The sequence below is a fragment of the Streptomyces sp. NPDC058326 genome, assembly GCF_042879855.1.
In the GTDB taxonomy this organism is placed as follows: Bacteria; Actinomycetota; Actinomycetes; order Streptomycetales; family Streptomycetaceae; genus Streptomyces.
Genome location: NZ_JBHVZO010000003.1, coordinates 581,617 through 597,733 on the forward strand (window position 1 = coordinate 581,617; position 16,117 = coordinate 597,733).

Consider the following 16,117-nt stretch of genomic DNA (forward strand, 5'->3'; position numbering starts at 1 on the left):
CATGAACAGGGTCTCGCGTATCGCGGGCGCGGTACTGGGTACGGCGGCGCTGACCGTCGCGCTCGCCGCGTGCGGCGGTGACAGCCTGGAGCAGGGCAAGGAGCAGGGACAGGGGAAGGGCTCGGGGGAGAAGGGCTCGCTGGTGGTCGGCGCGGCGGCCTTCACCGAGGCCAAGGTCCTCGCCGAGCTGTACGCCCAGGCGCTGAGGGACGCCGGATACTCCGTGTCCATCACCACGGTGAAGAACCGCGAGCTGTACGAACCGTCGCTCGAGAAGGGCGAGATCGACGTCGTCCCGGAATACGCGGCGACGATCGCGGAATTTCTCAACGCGAAGGTGAACGGACCGAAGGCGCCCGAGGAGAAGCCGGTCGCCTCGGGTGACGCGACGGCCACCGTCGAGGCGCTGCGGAAGCTCGCCGCACCGCGCGGTCTGAAGGTGCTCGCGGTCGGTGAGGCGGTCGATCAGAACGCGTTCGCGGTGACGAAGGAATTCGCCGAGAAGAACAAGCTGAGGACGCTTTCCGATCTCGGCCGCGCGAAGCTGAAGGTGAAGATCGCCGCCGGTGACGAATGCGCGGTGCGGCCCTTCTGCGCGCCGGGTCTGAAGAAGACGTACGGGATCGACGTGACCGGGATCGACCCCAAGGGGGTGGGCACCCCGCAGGCCAAGCAGGCCGTCAAGGACGGGGTGGACCAGCTGGTCCTGACGACCACCACGGACGCCACCATCGACAGTTACGGACTTGTCTTCCTCGACGACGACAAGAAGCTGCAGAACGCCGACAACGTCCTGCCGGTGGTCAACGCGAAGGACGCGGGTTCCCCCGAGATAGCCGCCGCCCTCGACAAGATCACCAAGGTGCTGACCACAGCGGATCTCGCCGAACTCAACCGCAAGGTGGACGCCGAGCGGGCGAAGCCGGAGGACGTCGCCAAGGAGTATCTGACGGCGAAGGGGCTGCTCGACAAGTAGTTCCGGGGTGGGGGGAGTCGGCCCGAAGCGGAACCGGAATGGTGGATAACCACTTCTGAGGGCGAGAAGTGGCCAAGAGATTACCGGGCCGACGCCCCACACGACGCCTACGCACGGTAAATTTCAGGCCATGCCACGTGGACGCCACCGCCATTCCCCGCCTCTGCACAAGCTGCTGCCGCCCTCCGCGGTCGCCGGCGCCGCGGTCGTGTGCGCCGCGGCCTCCTGGCTGCCCGGCGAACTGGTGGTCGTGCGGCTGCTCGCCGCCGCGGCGGCGGCCGCCGCCGTCACCGGTGCCGTCCTCATGCGCAGTTGGGACCGGGGCGCCGGTCTGAAGGTCGCCGAGCTCGACCGCGCCCGCACCGCCGACCAGTGGAAGGCCGAGGAGCGGACCGCCGAGCTGGAGTCCGACCTGGAGGAGTCCCGCGCGCTGCGCGCCCGGCTCGACGCCAAGCTCCGCGCCAAGCGCGTGGAGCTCGCCGCCCTGCGCGGGGAGCACGCCGACCTGCTCCGCCGGTACGCCACCGCCGAGACCGAGCGGGCCAGCGCCCTGGAGGGCCGTCGCGTCCTCGCCCTGGAGGCGACCGGCACGGCCGGCTCCACGGGGACCGGCACGGCCGCCGCCAAGGCCCTGCCCGCCGGCGGCTCCTCTCCCACCCCCGAGGCCTTCCGCCGCGCCGCCCAGGCGCTCCGCGACCTCCCGCGCAACGCCGCGGCGCAGCAGGCCCGCCGGACCGCCGAGGCGGCCCGCGCGCGCGACCTCGCCGAGCGGGCCCGTGAGACGGAGGAGCCGCAGGGGAAGCACGCGGCGGCCGCCGGAACCGAGCACACCCGCCCGGCCGCCCCTGCCCCCGCCCTGCCGCCGGCCTCGCCGGTCCCGCCCGCGTCCACGCGGGTGCCGGCCGTCCCGACCGCCGCCGCGATCGTCCCGTACGCGGCCCGCAGGCCCGCCCCGCGCCCCGAGGGCGGCTTCGACTTCTTCGGTACGCAGAAGGCGGCGGAGGCCATCGAGGCCGTGCAGAACACGGACCTCGCCGATGTCGTGGGCGAGGAGGTCCTCGAAGAGGCCCTGGCGGCCCGGACCGCGCTCGGCGCCCCGCTCCTCACCCCGGTCGCGCCCGCCGCCTCGGCCGGCACGAGCCCGCTCGCTCCCCGCCTCACGGACCCGTCCCAGGCGATCGGCCAGGTCATCGACCTGACCGCGCACGACGAGACCGAGCAGCTCGACGTCGCCGAACTGCGCGGAGCGGTGAACTCGTGACGTACCGCCTCGCCGACCTCCCGGTCGGCGAGGGCATCCGCCGCCGCGACGAACTGCTGGCCCTGTGCGCCCAGGCGTTCTGCGGCGCCCCCTGGCACGAGCCGCCGCTCAGCGCCGTACGGACCGTGGACAGGCTGCTCGACGCGGCCGCGCGGAAGGACGGGTTCACCGCGGTGATCGCGCTCGCCCCGGACGACGCCCTTCTCGGCTTCGCGGCCGGATGGAACGACACGGTCCTGTCCGGCGGCGCTCCGGCCTTCGAGCTCGCCGAACTCGTCGTCGCCCCGGCCCACCAGGGCCGCGGCATCGGCGAGCGCCTCCACGACGCGCTGCTCGTGGTCGGTACCCCCGGCCCGGCGCTGCTCATGACCCTCGACGTACCGGAACTGACGGGCCGGTACGCGCGCTGGGGCTGGAGCGTCGTCGACCGACGGCGACCCGTCGCGGGGGAACGGGACTACGTGGTGATGCGCTGGGGGAGATGACCCCCGCCGCCCCCCGGGCCGGCTACTTGTCGATGTCGCCGACGACGAAGAACAGCGAACCCAGGATCGCCACCATGTCGGCGACGAGCGTCCCCGGCAGCAGTTCCACGAGCGCCTGGATGTTGTTGAACGAGGCCGAGCGCAGCTTCAGCCGGTACGGGGTCTTCTCGCCCTTCGACACCAGGTAGTAGCCGTTGACGCCGAGCGGGTTCTCGGTCCACGCGTACGTGTGGCCCTCCGGCGCCTTGAGTACCTTCGGCAGCCGCTGGTTGATCGGCCCCGGCGGCAGCTCCGCCATCCGGTCCAGACAGGCGTCCGCCAGGTCCAGGGAGTTGTGCGTCTGCTCGAGCAGGCACTCGAACCGGGCCAGGCAGTCGCCCTCCTCGCGCACCGCGACCCGCAGGGTGTCCTGGAGCTCCCCGTACGCCAGGTACGGCTCGTCGCGGCGCAGGTCGAAGTCGACGCCCGAGGCGCGCGCGATGGGCCCCGACACCCCGTACGCGTGGACCGCCTCCGGGGTCAGCACACCGACCCCCCGCGTCCGGCCCCGGAAGATCTCGTTGCCGAGGACCAGCCGGTCGTACACGTCCATCCGCGACCGCACGTCCGCGACGGCCTGCCGTGCCCGCCCCAGCCAGCCGGCGGGCAGGTCCTCCTTGAGGCCGCCGACCCGGTTGAACATGTAGTGCATCCGGCCGCCGGAGACCTCCTCCATCACCGCCTGGAGCTCCTCGCGCTCCCGGAAGGCGTGGAAGACCGGGGTGATCCCGCCCAGTTCGAGGGGGTACGAGCCGAGGAACATCAGGTGGTTGAGGACCCGGTTCAGCTCGGCGAGGAGCGTACGGGTCCACACCGCGCGCTCCGGGACCTCCATGCCCAGCATCCGCTCGACGGCCATGACCACGCCGAGCTCGTTGGAGAAGGCGGAGAGCCAGTCGTGACGGTTGGCCAGCATGATGATCTGCCGGTAGTCCCGCGCCTCGAAGAGCTTCTCCGCACCGCGGTGCATGTAGCCGATGACCGGCTCGGCCTGCCGGACGACCTCGCCGTCGAGCACGAGCCGGAGCCGGAGCACGCCATGGGTCGAGGGGTGCTGCGGCCCGATGTTCAGCACCATGTCGGTGCTCTCCGCCGCGCCGCCGATGCCGACCGTCGTCTCCGTCATGCGGCCAGTATCTCCCGCGCCCACGGGACGGTGCCTTCGCCCACCCCCCTCGTGGGGCCCCGCTGGGGCGGCGCCCCATCCGCCCGGGTCCTCCGCCCACGGTCGTGCGGCCAGTCGTCCTGCTGGGCCGGCGCCCTCGCCCACCCCCCCCGTGTGGGCAATCGTCCCGCCGGGGCGGGACGGGTGGGCACACGGGACGGCGCCCTCGGCGGCGCCTCCGCCCCTTGTGCCTGGACCCGCCACTGACTTGTGCGGCGCACAAAGGGTGCGGGTTCAGGCCCGGAAGCCTGGGCCCGGCAAGGGGCGCCGTTCCGTTGTGCCCACCCGTTCCGCCCCAGCGGAACAGATGCCCACAACGAGGCGGGCGAGGGTGCCGACCCGGCACAACAGATGCCGACAACGGGGGTGGGTGAGGGGGCCGGCCAGGAGGGTGAACGCCCACAACGAGGGTGGGCGGACGGCAGGGGTGAACGCCCACCACGGGTCAGTCGACGGCCGGGGTCGGTACCCGTTGCGTGAGCCACAGGAAGTCGCCCAGACCACCCCGCGCGGTCAGCTCGCCCGCCTCGCCGGCCGAGGCGAGCGCACGGACGTAGCCGGCGGGATCGGTCGAGGCCAGCGCGAGCGGCGGCCGCTCCCCGGACACCCCGAGCCGCCGGAGCGCCTCCCGCTGCGTGACCAGCTCGGCGGCCGGCAGCCCCCGCGGAGCGACCCCGCACGCGTCCAGTGCCACATGGGACGTCACGTCGCAGCTGCCGTCCGGGACCGGGGGGACCTCGCGGCCTGCGCGGAAGCCGGTCAGGGACCCGAACGGCGGCCGGGAGTCCCGTACGTGCGCGTAGTCCACGGCCACCGCGCGGCCCGCCGCCAGGCAGCCGACCGCCGCCGCCCAGGCCTCGTCGCGCGGCCGTCCGATCTCGGCCCGCGCGCCCGGCTCCCGCAGGGGCCACCAGCGGGCGAGCCAGTCGGCGTCCGCGCCGGTGACGGGGGCGCCGAGCCGCTCGGCGCCGTCCCCGCGGACCTCCACGTACCGGGCGGTGCCCTCGGCGTCCGCCTCGGCGACGTCCACCGGCACGTTGTCGAGCCACTCGTTCGCGAAGAGCAGCCCCCGCACGCCCCGCGGCACCCGGTCCGTCCACTCCACCCGTGGGTCGAGCCCGGCCGGGCGGGTGGCGCGCTCGACCGCGTACGCCCGTACCGAGAGCGAGGACCCGACGGCCGTGAGCACCGACGTCAGCAGCTCGCCGCGTCCCGCGCCCACGTCCACGAGGTCGACCTCGGCCGTTCCCAGTTCCTCCGCCACCTCGCCGAGGAGCCGGGCCACGGCCGCCGCGAAGAGCGGGGAGGCGTGCACCGAGGTGCGGAAGTGGCCCGCGGGGCCCTCGGGGCGCAGATAGAAGCCGCCGGGGCCGTACAGTGCCCGTTCCGTGGCCTCTCGCCATCCCTGCCACTGACACGTCTCATCCGTCACGGGGCTCAGTCTCCTCCCCGTCTCCACCTCGGGGAGTACGGGCCCCGCGCCGAGGATCGACCCCACGGTTGATCCGCGCACCTCCCGCTCTTCCCTACTCTGGGTGACGTGCAGCGCCTCTACGACTTCATCCGCAGACACCCGACGGGCGTCGACACCTTCTGGGCGGTCGTCCTCCTCGGGTTCTCCCTGCTGTGGGTGGGGACGACCTACCCGGCGGTGGACCACCCCGTCGCGTACGGTCTCGTGGCCGCGCTCTTCTCCCTGGTCGTGGCCCTGCGGCGGAGAGCACCGGAGAAGATGCTGCTCCTCGCGGTCGGCCTCGGGCTCGCGCAGCTCGGCCTGGGCCTGATGCCGTTCCTTGCCGACTTCGCCATGCTCGTGATCATCTTCACCGTCGCGGCGCACGACGGACCCCGCTGGGCGTCCCGACTCGCGCTCATCGGCGGACTCTGCGCCTCCCCGCTCTCGCAGCTGAGATGGCCCATGGAGGAGTCCGGGTCCACCGCCGCCAAGGTCTTCTTCACGGTCATCATGACCGTGCCGTTCGCGCTCGCCTGGGTCCTCGGGGACTCGCTCCGCACCCGCCGCGCGTACTTCGCGCAGCTGGAGGAGCGCGCCTCCCGCCTGGAGCAGGAGCGCGAGGCGCAGGCCAAGGTCGCGGTCGCCGCCGAGCGGGCCCGGATCGCCCGCGAGCTGCACGACGTCGTGGCGCACAACGTGTCGGTGATGGTGGTGCAGGCCGACGGCGCCGCCTACGTCATGGACTCCTCTCCGGAGACCGCGAAGCAGGCCCTGGACACCATCTCCACCACGGGCCGGCAGGCGCTCGCCGAGATGCGCAGGCTCCTCGGCATCCTGCGCACCGGCGAGCACCAGGAGGCAGGGGAGTACGTGCCCCAGCCCGATGTGCAGCAGATCGGGGACCTCGTCGAGCAGGTGCGGAGCGCCGGTCTCACCGTGGACTTCGCCATCGAGGGAAGCCCGCGGCCGCTGCCCAGCGGCGTCGAGCTCACCGCGTACCGCATCGTGCAGGAAGCCCTCACCAACACGCGCAAGCACGGCGGTCCCGACGTCGGCGCCGCCGTCCGGCTGGTCTACTTCGACGACGGCCTCGGACTGCTCGTCGAGGACGACGGCCGGGGCGCGCCGCAGGAGATGTACGAGGACGGGGGAGCCGACGGCCGGGGCCACGGTCTGATCGGCATGCGGGAGCGGGTCGGCATGGTCGGCGGCACGCTGGACGCGGGCCCGCGTCCCGGCGGAGGCTTCCGGATCAGCGCCCTGCTCCCCCTCAAGCCCGCCCACTGATGACCGGCCCGCTCACCGACGACCCCCGAAGGAATCTGATGTCCATCCGCGTGATGCTTGTCGACGATCAGGTGCTGCTGCGCACCGGTTTCCGCATGGTGCTCGCCGCCCAGCCGGACATGGAGGTCGTGGCGGAGGCGGGCGACGGGGTCGAGGCGCTCGAGGTGCTGCGGTCGACGGCGGTCGACGTCGTCCTCATGGACGTGCGCATGCCCAAGCTCGACGGGGTGGAGACGACCCGGCGGATCTGCTCGGAGCCTGACGCCCCGAAGGTGCTGATCCTGACCACGTTCGACCTGGACGAGTACGCGTTCTCCGGGCTCAAGGCGGGCGCCAGCGGCTTCATGCTGAAGGACGTGCCGCCGGCCGAGCTGCTCGGCGCGATCCGCTCGGTGCACAGCGGGGACGCGGTGGTCGCCCCCTCGACCACCCGGCGGCTGCTCGACCGCTTCTCGCCGATGCTGCCGTCGTCCGGCAAGGAGCCCGAGCACAAGGAGCTGGGACGCCTGACGGAGCGCGAGCGCGAGGTGATGATGCTGGTCGCCCAGGGCCTGTCGAACGGCGAGATCGCCGCCCGGCTCGTCCTCTCGGAGGCGACGGTGAAGACCCATGTGGGCCGCATCCTCACCAAGCTGGGCCTCCGCGACCGGGTCCAGGTCGTCGTCCTCGCGTACGAGACGGGTCTGGTCCGCGCGGGCGGCAGGTCCTGAGCGGTTCGCCCGAGGGCGGCAGGCCCTGAGCGGGTTCGCGCGGCAGGTCCTGAGCCGTTCGCGAGGGCGGCAGGTCCTGGACGGTTCGCGCGGGCGGCAGGCCCTGAAGAGGGCACGCCTGCCGTCCCGCTGAGGCGGCTCAGCGCAGGACCGACTCCAGGAAGTCGCTGCCGAGGCGGGCGACGACGGCCACGTCGAGCTGGTGCAGGACGTACCGGCCGCGGCGCTGGGTGGTGATCAGGCCGGCCTTCTTCAGGACCGCGAGATGCCGCGAGACCTCGGGGGCGGTGATGTTGTACGCGTCGGCCAGCTCGCTCGTCGTGCTCGAACCGCGGGCCAGACTGCGGCAGAGCCGCATCCGCATCGGGTGGGCGACGGCCTCCAGACGCAGCCTGACCTCCGCGACGGACGCCCCGCCGCCGAGGTCGCGGGCCGGGACCGGGTACTGGATGACGGGCTGCCAGCCGGGCGTGTGGAGAGCGAAGAGGTGCGGCCAGCCGAAGGCCGTCGGCAGGAAGGTCACCGCGGAGCCCTGGGCCCTGGTACGGCCCTGAACCAGCTTGTCGACGACGATCCGGGAACCCTGCGCGTCCTCCTCCAGGGTCATGGCGGCGGAGGCGTCGGCGACGGCCTCGGCAAGGCCCCTGCGACGCATCAGCTCGGTCTTGTGGCGGGCGTCGGCGGCGAGCTGGACGTGGACGCGGCGCCAGGTGTCCGCGAAGAAGGCCTCGTCGCAGTCCTCCAGGAGCCGCCGGATCCACGCGCGCGTGCCGGGAGGGTCGGCCAGCATCCGCTCCGCGAACGCGGTCTGCCGGGGCCCCCGCGCCGCGGCCAGGTCGAGGACGCGGCGCCGCATCCGCTCGTCGACGAGCGGAGAGGGGGCGCCGTGCGTGTACTTGTTGTTGCAGGAGATCTCCAGGGCGGAGCCCACGTACTTCTCGTCGTCCATGCGGTCGAGGTCGTCCAGCTCCTCCGCGAGGGTCTCCCGGGGCCGCGGCGGCAGCAGGATGTCCGAGCGGGTGGAGTTCCACATGAAGTCGGCCTCGTGGAGCCGGTCCGCGAGCTCCGGCTTCAGCGCCGCCGCCGTCGTGGTCGTCCAGGCGTGCAGCCGGGGGTGGTGCGCGGGCTCGGCCAGGGCGTGCAGGGCGGCGCCCAGTTCCGCCAGGGGCGAGGGGCAGAAGGTGATCCGCTCGTGCGGCAGTCCGGTGATGTCGATCGTCACGCTCACCGGTCCATGGTGCGGGGTGGGGCGGGGGCGCTGTCGTGCCGTTTGACGGGGGTCGTCAAACGACGGGCCCGACCGCGCCGGCGCGGCGCACGGTGAGGGCATGAACGCGCTGCACCAGTACCTCTTCGACAGCTACCGTGCCGCCTGCCTCGGGGAGCCCCCGCCTCCGCAGCCCGGCACCCACGACGTCGCTCTGCTGCGGGCCGCCCGCGACCGCCGCCGCTTCGAGCGGGTGGTGGCGGGCAGGCCCGCGCGGAGCGCACGGGCCCGTCGTGCGCGAGAGGGCATCCGCGCCGCCCTGCGCCGGTGGCGCCGCCACCCTCGCGCCTCTGAGTGAGCCGCGCGGCGCCGGAAGCCCTGGACGTCTCTGCGTGAGCCGCGGGGCGCCGGCGGCGGCAGCCACCCGTCTCCGCGTGAGCCGCGGGGCGCCGGCGGCGGCAGCCCCCGTCTCTACGTGAGCCGCGACAGGAAGTCCCGTACCGCCGCCCTCACATCCTCCGCCGTCCACTCCAGGCCCCGTTCCGCCACCGTCAGCTCCGTCACCGCGACCCCCGGCGGGCCGCCCGCGCCCGGGGTGGACCAGCGGCGGAAGAGGGCCGTGCCGGTGGCCTCGGTCTGGGCCAGGGCCGCCGCCGTCAGCGTCTCCGGGGTGTACGGCAGCCAGACCTGGAACTGGTGGGTGTGCGGGACCTCCGGGTGGACCCGGAACCAGCCCACGCCCGCCTCCGTGAACGCCTCCCGGACCGCGTCGGCCACCACGCGCGCGTGGGCCACGTACGAGGGCAGCCGGGGCAGCTCGACGTCCAGGCCCCGGAGCGCGGAGAGCGCCGCCGGGTACTGCTGGAAGAGCAGGCCCCCGTATCGGTGCCGCCACACCCGCGCCTCGGCCATGACGTCCTCGGGGCCGGCCAGCGCGGCGCCGGACAGGCCGCCGAGGGACTTGTAGAACGAGACGTACACGCTGTCGGCGAGCTCCGCGATCTCCGCGAGCGGACGGCCGAGACGCGTCGGGCACTCCCAGAGCCTCGCCCCGTCGAAGTGGACCACCGCGTCCCGCTCCCTGGCGGCCTCCACCACCTCGGTCAGCTCGTCCCAGGTCGGCAGTACGAAGCCGGCGTCCCGCAGCGGCAGCTCCAGCATCAGCGTCCCGAAGGGCTCCGGGTGGTCGCGCACCTCCTCGGCCGTCGGCAGCCGGGGCGCGTCCGTGAGGTGGACCGTACGGAGTCCGGACACGGACCCGAGCGCGCCGCCCTCGTGGACCTCTGGGTGGGCGAGCGGGTGGAGGGCGACGACGGGGCTGCCGGTGCGGCCGGCCCAGCAGCGCAGCGCCACCTGCTGGGCCATCGTGCCGGTCGGGAAGAAGACGGCGGCGGGCAGGCCGAGCACCTCGGCGACGCGCCGCTCCAGCTCCTCGACCGGCCCGTCCCCGTACGTGTCGACCGGCTGCTCCGCCCGCCCCGACTCCTCCGCCCACGCGGCGAGCTCACGCAGGCGCGTGCCGGCCGTCCCGTCCGCCTGGGTGCGCCACAGCGTGCGCTCGGCGCCGCCCCAGACCTTCGCCCGGTACAGCCGGGCCGCTTCCTCGTCCACAGGACTCACAGGATCCATGGCCTGATCATCACACCGCCGCCCACACCCTGTGGACAGCCACGGAGCAGCGCGAAACGCTGGCGTAGCATGACCAGAAATCGTCCGGTACCCGCCGAGGACTGGAACGGAAGGCCGTCCCCACCGTGAACGCATCAGAAGCGCCAGAGCCCCGAGCCGAGGACCGACCCGCCCGGCTCACCGTCGGAGTCGTCGGTGCGGGCCGCGTGGGCCCCGCCCTCGCCGCCTCGCTCCAGCTCGCCGGGCACCGCCCGGTCGCCGTCTCCGCCGTCTCCGACGCCTCCCGGCGCCGCGCGGCGGCCCTCCTGCCCGACGTCCCGGTCGTCGAGCCCGACCGCGTGCTCGCCCTCGCCGACCTGGTCCTCCTCACCGTGCCGGACGACGCCCTGCCCGGCCTCGCCGAGGGCCTCGCCGAGACCGGAGCCGTACGGCCGGGACAGCTGATCGTGCACACCTCCGGGCGGTACGGGGTGCGGGTCCTCGACCCCGTACGCCGGGCCGGCGCGCTCCCGCTCGCCCTGCACCCCGCGATGACCTTCACCGGCACCCCGGTCGACGTCCAGCGGCTCGCCGGCTGCTCCTTCGGGGTGACCGCACCCGAGCAGCTGCGGCTCGCGGCGGAGGCCCTGGTGATCGAGATGGGCGGCGAGCCCGAGTGGATCGCGGAGGAGGCCCGCCCGCTGTACCACGCGGCCCTGGCCCTCGGCGCGAACCATCTGGTCACCCTGGTGGCCCAGTCGATGGAGCTGCTCCGCACGGCCGGGGTCGCCGCCCCCGACCGGATGCTGGGACCGCTCCTCGGCGCCGCCCTCGACAATGCCCTGCGGTCCGGCGACGCGGCCCTCACGGGACCTGTCGCGCGCGGCGACGCGGGCACGGTCGCCGCCCATGTCGCCGAGCTGCGCAAGCACGCGCCCGGCACCGTCGCCGGATACCTGGCGATGGCCCGTACGACCGCCGACCGGGCGCTCGCGCACGGCCTGCTCAAGCCCGAGCTGGCCGAGGACCTGCTCGGGGTGCTGGCCGCCGACTCCGCGACGGGCACCGCCGGAGCGGCCGACGGGCCGCAGGGAGATGACCGATGACGCTGTTCGCCCGCACGAGCGCCGAGGGCGGCCGGGCCGTCCGCCACCAGCCGGCCGAGCTCCTCCCCACGGCCGGGGACCTCGCCGACGCGGTCGCGCACCACGGAGCCCCCGGCCGCAATGCCGTGGTCATGACCATGGGAGCCCTCCACGAGGGCCACGCCACCCTGATCAGGACCGCCCGCGAGCGCGTCGGCGACAAGGGCTTCGTCGTCGTCACCGTCTTCGTCAACCCGCTCCAGTTCGGCGCGGGCGAGGACCTCGACCGCTACCCCCGCACCCTCGACGCCGACCTGGAGCTCGCCTTCGACGCGGGCGCGAGCGCCGTCTTCGCGCCCTCCGTCGACGAGGTCTACCCCGGCGGCGAGCCCCAGGTCCGGATCACCGCGGGACCCATGGGCGAGCGCCTCGAAGGCGCCTCGCGGCCCGGCCACTTCGACGGCATGCTCACCGTCGTCGCCAAGCTCCTCCACCTCACCGCGCCCGACCTGGCCTTCTTCGGCCAGAAGGACGCCCAGCAGCTGGCTCTGATCCGCCGCATGGTCCGCGACCTGAACTTCCCGGTCGAGATCGTCGGCGTGGACACCGTCCGCGAGACCGACGGCCTCGCGCTGTCCAGCCGCAACCGCTACCTGTCGGCCGACGAGCGCCGTACCGCCCTCGCGCTGTCCCGCGCGCTCTTCGCCGCCTCCGACCGGCTCGCCGCCCAGGAGGCGCTGCGCGCGCGTGCCGCGTCCCTGCCGGGCGCCCAGGGCCGGGCCGAGAACCGCGCCGAGGCGCTGTCCCGGCTCGGCGAGGCACGGGCCGCCGCCGACGCCCACGCGGTCGCGCAGGCGGTCGAGGGCGGCTGCGCCGGGGCCGTACGGGCCGCGGCCCGCTCCGTCCTCGACGACGCGACCAGGGCCGAGCCGCCGCTCACCCTCGACTACCTGGCCCTGGTCGACCCGGCCGACTTCACCGAGGTCGCCGACGACCACGACGGGGAGGCGATCCTCGCCGTCGCCGCGCGCGTGGGGACCACGCGGCTCATCGACAACATCCCCCTGACCTTCGGAGCCGCCAAGTGACCGGAATACGGCTGCACGCGCCCGCGCCGGGCTGGGCCATCGACGCCGACGTCGTCGTGGTCGGCTCCGGTGTCGCGGGCCTCACCGCCGCCCTTCGCTGCACCGCCGCCGGGCTCCGCACGGTCGTCGTCACCAAGGCGCGCCTCGACGACGGCTCCACCCGCTGGGCCCAGGGCGGCATCGCCGCCGCGCTCGGCGAGGGCGACACCCCCGAGCAGCACCTCGACGACACGCTCGTCGCCGGCGCCGGGCTCTGCGACGAGCGGGCCGTGCGCGCCCTCGTCACCGAGGGCCCCGACGCCGTCCGCCGCCTCATCGCGACCGGCGCCGACTTCGACAAGACCGCCGACGGCGAGATCGCCCTGACCCGCGAGGGCGGCCACCACCGCCGCCGGATCGCGCACGCGGGCGGGGACGCCACCGGCGCCGAGATCTCCCGCGCCCTCGTCGAGGCGATACGCGACCGGGGCGTGCGCACCATCGAGCACGCCCTCGTCCTCGACCTCCTGACGGACGCCGAGGGCCGCACGGCGGGTGTGACCCTCCACGTCATGGGCGAGGGCCAGCACGACGGCGTCGGCGCCGTCCACGCGCCCGCGGTGGTCCTCGCCACCGGCGGCATGGGCCAGGTCTTCTCCGCCACCACGAACCCGCCCGTCTCCACCGGCGACGGCGTCGCGCTCGCCCTGCGCGCCGGCGCCGAGGTCTCCGACCTGGAGTTCGTACAGTTCCACCCCACGGTGCTCTTCCTCGGCGCCGGCTCCGAGGGCCAGCAGCCGCTGGTCTCCGAGGCGGTACGGGGCGAGGGCGCCCACCTGGTCGACGCCGACGGGGTCCGCTTCATGACCGGTCAGCACGAGCTGGCCGAGCTCGCGCCCCGGGACATCGTCGCCAAGGCGATCACGCGCCGGATGCAGGAGCACGGCACCGAGCACATGTACCTCGACGCCCGCCACTTCGGCGCCGAGATGTGGGAGCAGCGCTTCCCGACGATCCTGGCCGCCTGCCGCGCCCACGGCATCGACCCGGTGACGGAGCCGATCCCGGTCGCCCCCGCGGCGCACTACGCCTCCGGCGGCATCCGTACGGACCTCCGGGGCCGCACGACCGTTCCCGGCCTGTACGCGTGCGGCGAGGTCGCCTGCACGGGCGTCCACGGCGCCAACCGGCTCGCCTCGAACTCGCTCCTGGAGGGCCTGGTCTTCGCCGAGCGGATCGCCGAGGACGTCGTGGCCGCCGCGCCGCGCGCGGCGGGCGCGCCGCTGCCGCACCCGGCCCCGGTGACCCTGCCGCTGCCCGTGGCGGGCGCCCGCGCCCGTATCCAGCGGACCATGACGGCCGGCGCCGGGGTGCTGCGCTCCGAGGCCAGCCTGCGGGAGGCCGCCGAGGCCCTCGACGCCCTGCACAGCGACGCCCTCGCGGGCGGCTCCGACGACACCAAGGCCGCCGAGCCGGGCGTGGACTCCTGGGAGACGACCAACCTGCTGTGCGTCGCCCGGGTCCTGGTCGCCGCCGCCCGCCGCCGCGAGGAGACGCGCGGCTGCCACTGGCGCGAGGACCACCCGGACCGGGACGACACGGAGTGGCGCCGCCATCTCGTCGTCCGCCTGACCCCGGAGCGGACCCTCGACGTCCGCACCACCGAGACCCCCGATCTTCCCCCCACCCTCGACGCCCCAGGGAGCCGTAAGTGAGCACGCCCGAGGAAGCCCGTCCCGAGCCCGTGGACGTCCCTCTCATCCAGATCAGCACGGTTCCCTCCGAGGAGGTCGGCGGCTGCGGCGACGACTGCGCGTGCGGTGGCGGTGAGGAGTTCGAGTGCGGTCTGGACCCCGCGCTCGCCGAACTGCTGGCGGACGCCGGCCTCGACCCCGTCCAGGTCGAGGACATCGCCCACCTCGCCATCGCCGAGGACCTCGACGGCGGGGTCGACGTGACGACCGTCGCGACCGTCCCCGAGGACGCCGTCGCCACCGCCGACTTCACCGCCCGCGAGGCCGGTGTCGTCGCGGGACTGCGGGTCGCCGAGGCCGTGCTGTCCATCGTCTGCGCGGACGCGTTCGAGGTCGAGCGGCACGTCGACGACGGTGAGCGCGTCGCGGCAGGGGACGTGCTCCTCAGCGTCACCGCCCGCACCCGCGACCTGCTCACCGGCGAGCGCAGCGCGCTCAACATCCTGTGCCGCCTCTCCGGCATCGCCACCGCCACGCGCGCGTGGGCGGACGCCCTGGAGGGCACGACCGCCAAGGTCCGCGACACCCGCAAGACGACGCCGGGCCTGCGCGCCCTGGAGAAGTACGCGGTCCGTTGCGGCGGCGGCGTCAACCACCGCATGTCGCTCTCCGACGCGGCCCTGGTGAAGGACAACCACGTGGTGGCGGCCGGCGGCGTGGCCCAGGCCTTCAAGGCCGTGCGCGAGCTGTTCCCCGAGCTGCCGATCGAGGTCGAGGTCGACACCCTGCACCAGGTCCGCGAGGTCCTGGACGCGGGCGCCGACCTGATCCTCCTCGACAACTTCACCCCGGCCGAGACCGAGGAGGCGGTCGCCCTCGTCGCGGGCCGCGCCGTCCTGGAGTCCTCTGGCCGGCTGACCCTGGAGAACGCGGCGGCGTACGCGGCGACCGGCGTGGACTACCTGGCGGTCGGCGGGCTCACCCACTCCTCCCCGATCCTCGACATCGGCCTCGACCTGCGCGAGGTGCGGGCCTGATGCTGCTCACCATCGACGTCGGCAACACGCACACGGTCCTCGGTCTCTTCGACGGTGACGAGATCGTCGAGCACTGGCGGATCTCCACGGATCCGAGCCGCACCGCCGATGAGATGGCGGTCCTCCTCCAGGGCCTCATGGGCATGCACCCGCTGCTCGGTGTCGAGCTGAGCGACGGCATCGAGGGGATCGCCATCTGCGCGACGGTCCCCTCGGTGCTGCACGAGCTGCGCGAGGTGACGCGGCGGTACTACGGGGACGTTCCGGCGGTCCTGGTGGAGCCGGGCGTGAAGACGGGCGTCCCGGTCCTCACGGACAACCCCAAGGAGGTCGGCGCGGACCGCGTGATCAACGCGGTCGCCGCCGTCGAGCTCTACGGCGGCCCGGCGATCGTCGTCGACTTCGGTACGGCGACGACGTACGACGCGATCACCGCCCGCGGCGAGTACGCGGGCGGGGCCATCGCCCCGGGCATCGAGATCTCCGTCGAGGCGCTCGGGGTCAAGGGGGCCATGCTCCGCAAGATCGAGCTGGCCAGACCGCGCAGCGTCATCGGCAAGAACACGGTCGAGGCGATGCAGTCGGGCATCGTCTACGGCTACGCGGGCCAGGTCGACGGCGTCGTCGCCCGCATGAAGCGGGAGCTCGTCGGCGCGAACGGCGACCCGTCGGACGTGACGGTGATCGCGACGGGAGGCCTGGCGCCGATGGTCCTCGCCGACTCCAAGGAGATCGACGAGCACGAGCCGTGGCTGACCCTGATCGGCCTGCGCCTGGTCTACGAGCGCAACGTGTCCCGCATGTGACGGACGGGCTCGTGTGCGACCACGGCCCGCATGTGACGGACGGGCCGGCGTGTGACGGACGGTCCCGCGTGACACCCGCATGTACGGACCCGCCGGTGAGGCGGCCGGAGGCGTGGCGGCCCCGCCCGGCGAGGTCCGACGAGCGGCCGCCGCCGCCCCGTCCCGCCGGACGCGGCCCTCGGCGCGCCGTAATGATCGCTAAGAGGAAATTGTCCGATTAGCGCGTATCGTCGG

General features: G+C 74.1%; 15 protein-coding genes. 11 read left to right on the forward strand and 4 right to left on the reverse strand.

Going from position 1 to position 16,117, the window contains the following annotated elements; all coding sequences use genetic code 11:
• Window position 1: 1 nt before the first annotated feature.
• The 3 genes from ACFVYX_RS08345 to ACFVYX_RS08355 all read left to right on the forward strand — a co-directional run bounded on the left by ACFVYX_RS08345 (window position 2) and on the right by ACFVYX_RS08355 (window position 2,722).
• A complete protein-coding gene (locus tag ACFVYX_RS08345; RefSeq protein WP_389680539.1) occupies window positions 2–976 on the forward strand; it encodes an ABC transporter substrate-binding protein in 975 nt (324 codons plus the stop codon).
• 130 nt (window positions 977–1,106) lie between these two features.
• Window positions 1,107–2,237: a hypothetical protein gene (locus ACFVYX_RS08350; RefSeq protein ID WP_389680540.1), complete on the forward strand. Its 1,131-nt coding sequence runs from the start codon at window positions 1,107–1,109 to the stop codon at window positions 2,235–2,237.
• Window positions 2,234–2,722: a GNAT family N-acetyltransferase gene (locus tag ACFVYX_RS08355; protein WP_389680541.1), complete on the forward strand. Its 489-nt coding sequence runs from the start codon at window positions 2,234–2,236 to the stop codon at window positions 2,720–2,722. Before ACFVYX_RS08350 ends, ACFVYX_RS08355 begins: the two co-directional genes overlap by 4 nt.
• 22 nt (window positions 2,723–2,744) lie before the next feature.
• Here the strand turns inward: ACFVYX_RS08355 and ACFVYX_RS08360 are convergent, their stop codons facing one another.
• Both ACFVYX_RS08360 and ACFVYX_RS08365 read right to left on the reverse strand, forming a co-directional pair.
• The gene (locus ACFVYX_RS08360; protein WP_389680542.1) at window positions 2,745–3,887 is read right to left on the reverse strand and encodes an NADH-quinone oxidoreductase subunit D; all 1,143 of its coding nucleotides are present in this window, start codon (window positions 3,885–3,887) and stop codon (window positions 2,745–2,747) included.
• Between the two features lie 484 nt (window positions 3,888–4,371).
• On the reverse strand, window positions 4,372–5,358 hold the full coding sequence (locus tag ACFVYX_RS08365) for an SAM-dependent methyltransferase (RefSeq protein WP_389680543.1): 987 nt from the start codon (window positions 5,356–5,358) through the stop codon (window positions 4,372–4,374).
• Window positions 5,359–5,466: 108 nt separating this feature from the next.
• Between ACFVYX_RS08365 and ACFVYX_RS08370 the strand changes: the two genes are divergently transcribed.
• Together ACFVYX_RS08370 and ACFVYX_RS08375 are read left to right on the forward strand one after the other, a co-directional pair.
• Window positions 5,467–6,669 (forward strand): sensor histidine kinase, encoded by a 1,203-nt coding sequence (locus tag ACFVYX_RS08370; RefSeq protein WP_389680544.1) that lies wholly within the window; start codon window positions 5,467–5,469, stop codon window positions 6,667–6,669.
• A 38-nt stretch (window positions 6,670–6,707) separates the two neighbouring features.
• Complete coding sequence (locus tag ACFVYX_RS08375; protein ID WP_389680545.1) at window positions 6,708–7,379, forward strand: response regulator; 672 nt, start codon at window positions 6,708–6,710, stop codon at window positions 7,377–7,379.
• Between the two features lie 139 nt (window positions 7,380–7,518).
• Here the strand turns inward: ACFVYX_RS08375 and ACFVYX_RS08380 are convergent, their stop codons facing one another.
• Complete coding sequence (locus ACFVYX_RS08380) at window positions 7,519–8,601, reverse strand: DUF5937 family protein (protein WP_389680610.1); 1,083 nt, start codon at window positions 8,599–8,601, stop codon at window positions 7,519–7,521.
• 106 nt (window positions 8,602–8,707) lie between these two features.
• Between ACFVYX_RS08380 and ACFVYX_RS08385 the strand changes: the two genes are divergently transcribed.
• Window positions 8,708–8,944, forward strand: coding sequence for a hypothetical protein (locus tag ACFVYX_RS08385; protein WP_389680546.1), 237 nt, complete (start codon window positions 8,708–8,710; stop codon window positions 8,942–8,944).
• Window positions 8,945–9,057: 113 nt separating this feature from the next.
• On the opposite strand, the gene ACFVYX_RS08390 is transcribed toward ACFVYX_RS08385, so the two are convergent.
• Window positions 9,058–10,215, reverse strand: coding sequence for a threonine aldolase family protein (locus ACFVYX_RS08390; RefSeq protein WP_389680547.1), 1,158 nt, complete (start codon window positions 10,213–10,215; stop codon window positions 9,058–9,060).
• Between the two features lie 125 nt (window positions 10,216–10,340).
• Here ACFVYX_RS08390 and ACFVYX_RS08395 point away from each other — a divergent pair, with 125 nt between their 5' ends.
• From ACFVYX_RS08395 to ACFVYX_RS08415, 5 genes are read left to right on the forward strand one after another with little or no spacing between them, the layout of a single operon-like run.
• Entirely contained in the window at window positions 10,341–11,300 is a 960-nt protein-coding gene (locus ACFVYX_RS08395; protein ID WP_389680548.1) for a Rossmann-like and DUF2520 domain-containing protein, read from the forward strand.
• Window positions 11,297–12,367, forward strand: coding sequence for a pantoate--beta-alanine ligase (gene panC, locus ACFVYX_RS08400; RefSeq protein ID WP_389680549.1), 1,071 nt, complete (start codon window positions 11,297–11,299; stop codon window positions 12,365–12,367). Before ACFVYX_RS08395 ends, panC begins: the two co-directional genes overlap by 4 nt.
• On the forward strand, window positions 12,364–14,061 hold the full coding sequence (locus tag ACFVYX_RS08405) for an L-aspartate oxidase (protein WP_389680550.1): 1,698 nt from the start codon (window positions 12,364–12,366) through the stop codon (window positions 14,059–14,061). The genes panC and ACFVYX_RS08405 overlap by 4 nt, the downstream gene beginning before the upstream one ends.
• On the forward strand, window positions 14,058–15,077 hold the full coding sequence (gene nadC / locus ACFVYX_RS08410) for a carboxylating nicotinate-nucleotide diphosphorylase (RefSeq protein ID WP_389680551.1): 1,020 nt from the start codon (window positions 14,058–14,060) through the stop codon (window positions 15,075–15,077). The genes ACFVYX_RS08405 and nadC overlap by 4 nt, the downstream gene beginning before the upstream one ends.
• Complete coding sequence (locus ACFVYX_RS08415; protein WP_389680552.1) at window positions 15,077–15,883, forward strand: type III pantothenate kinase; 807 nt, start codon at window positions 15,077–15,079, stop codon at window positions 15,881–15,883. Before nadC ends, ACFVYX_RS08415 begins: the two co-directional genes overlap by 1 nt.
• Window positions 15,884–16,117 lie beyond the last annotated feature (234 nt).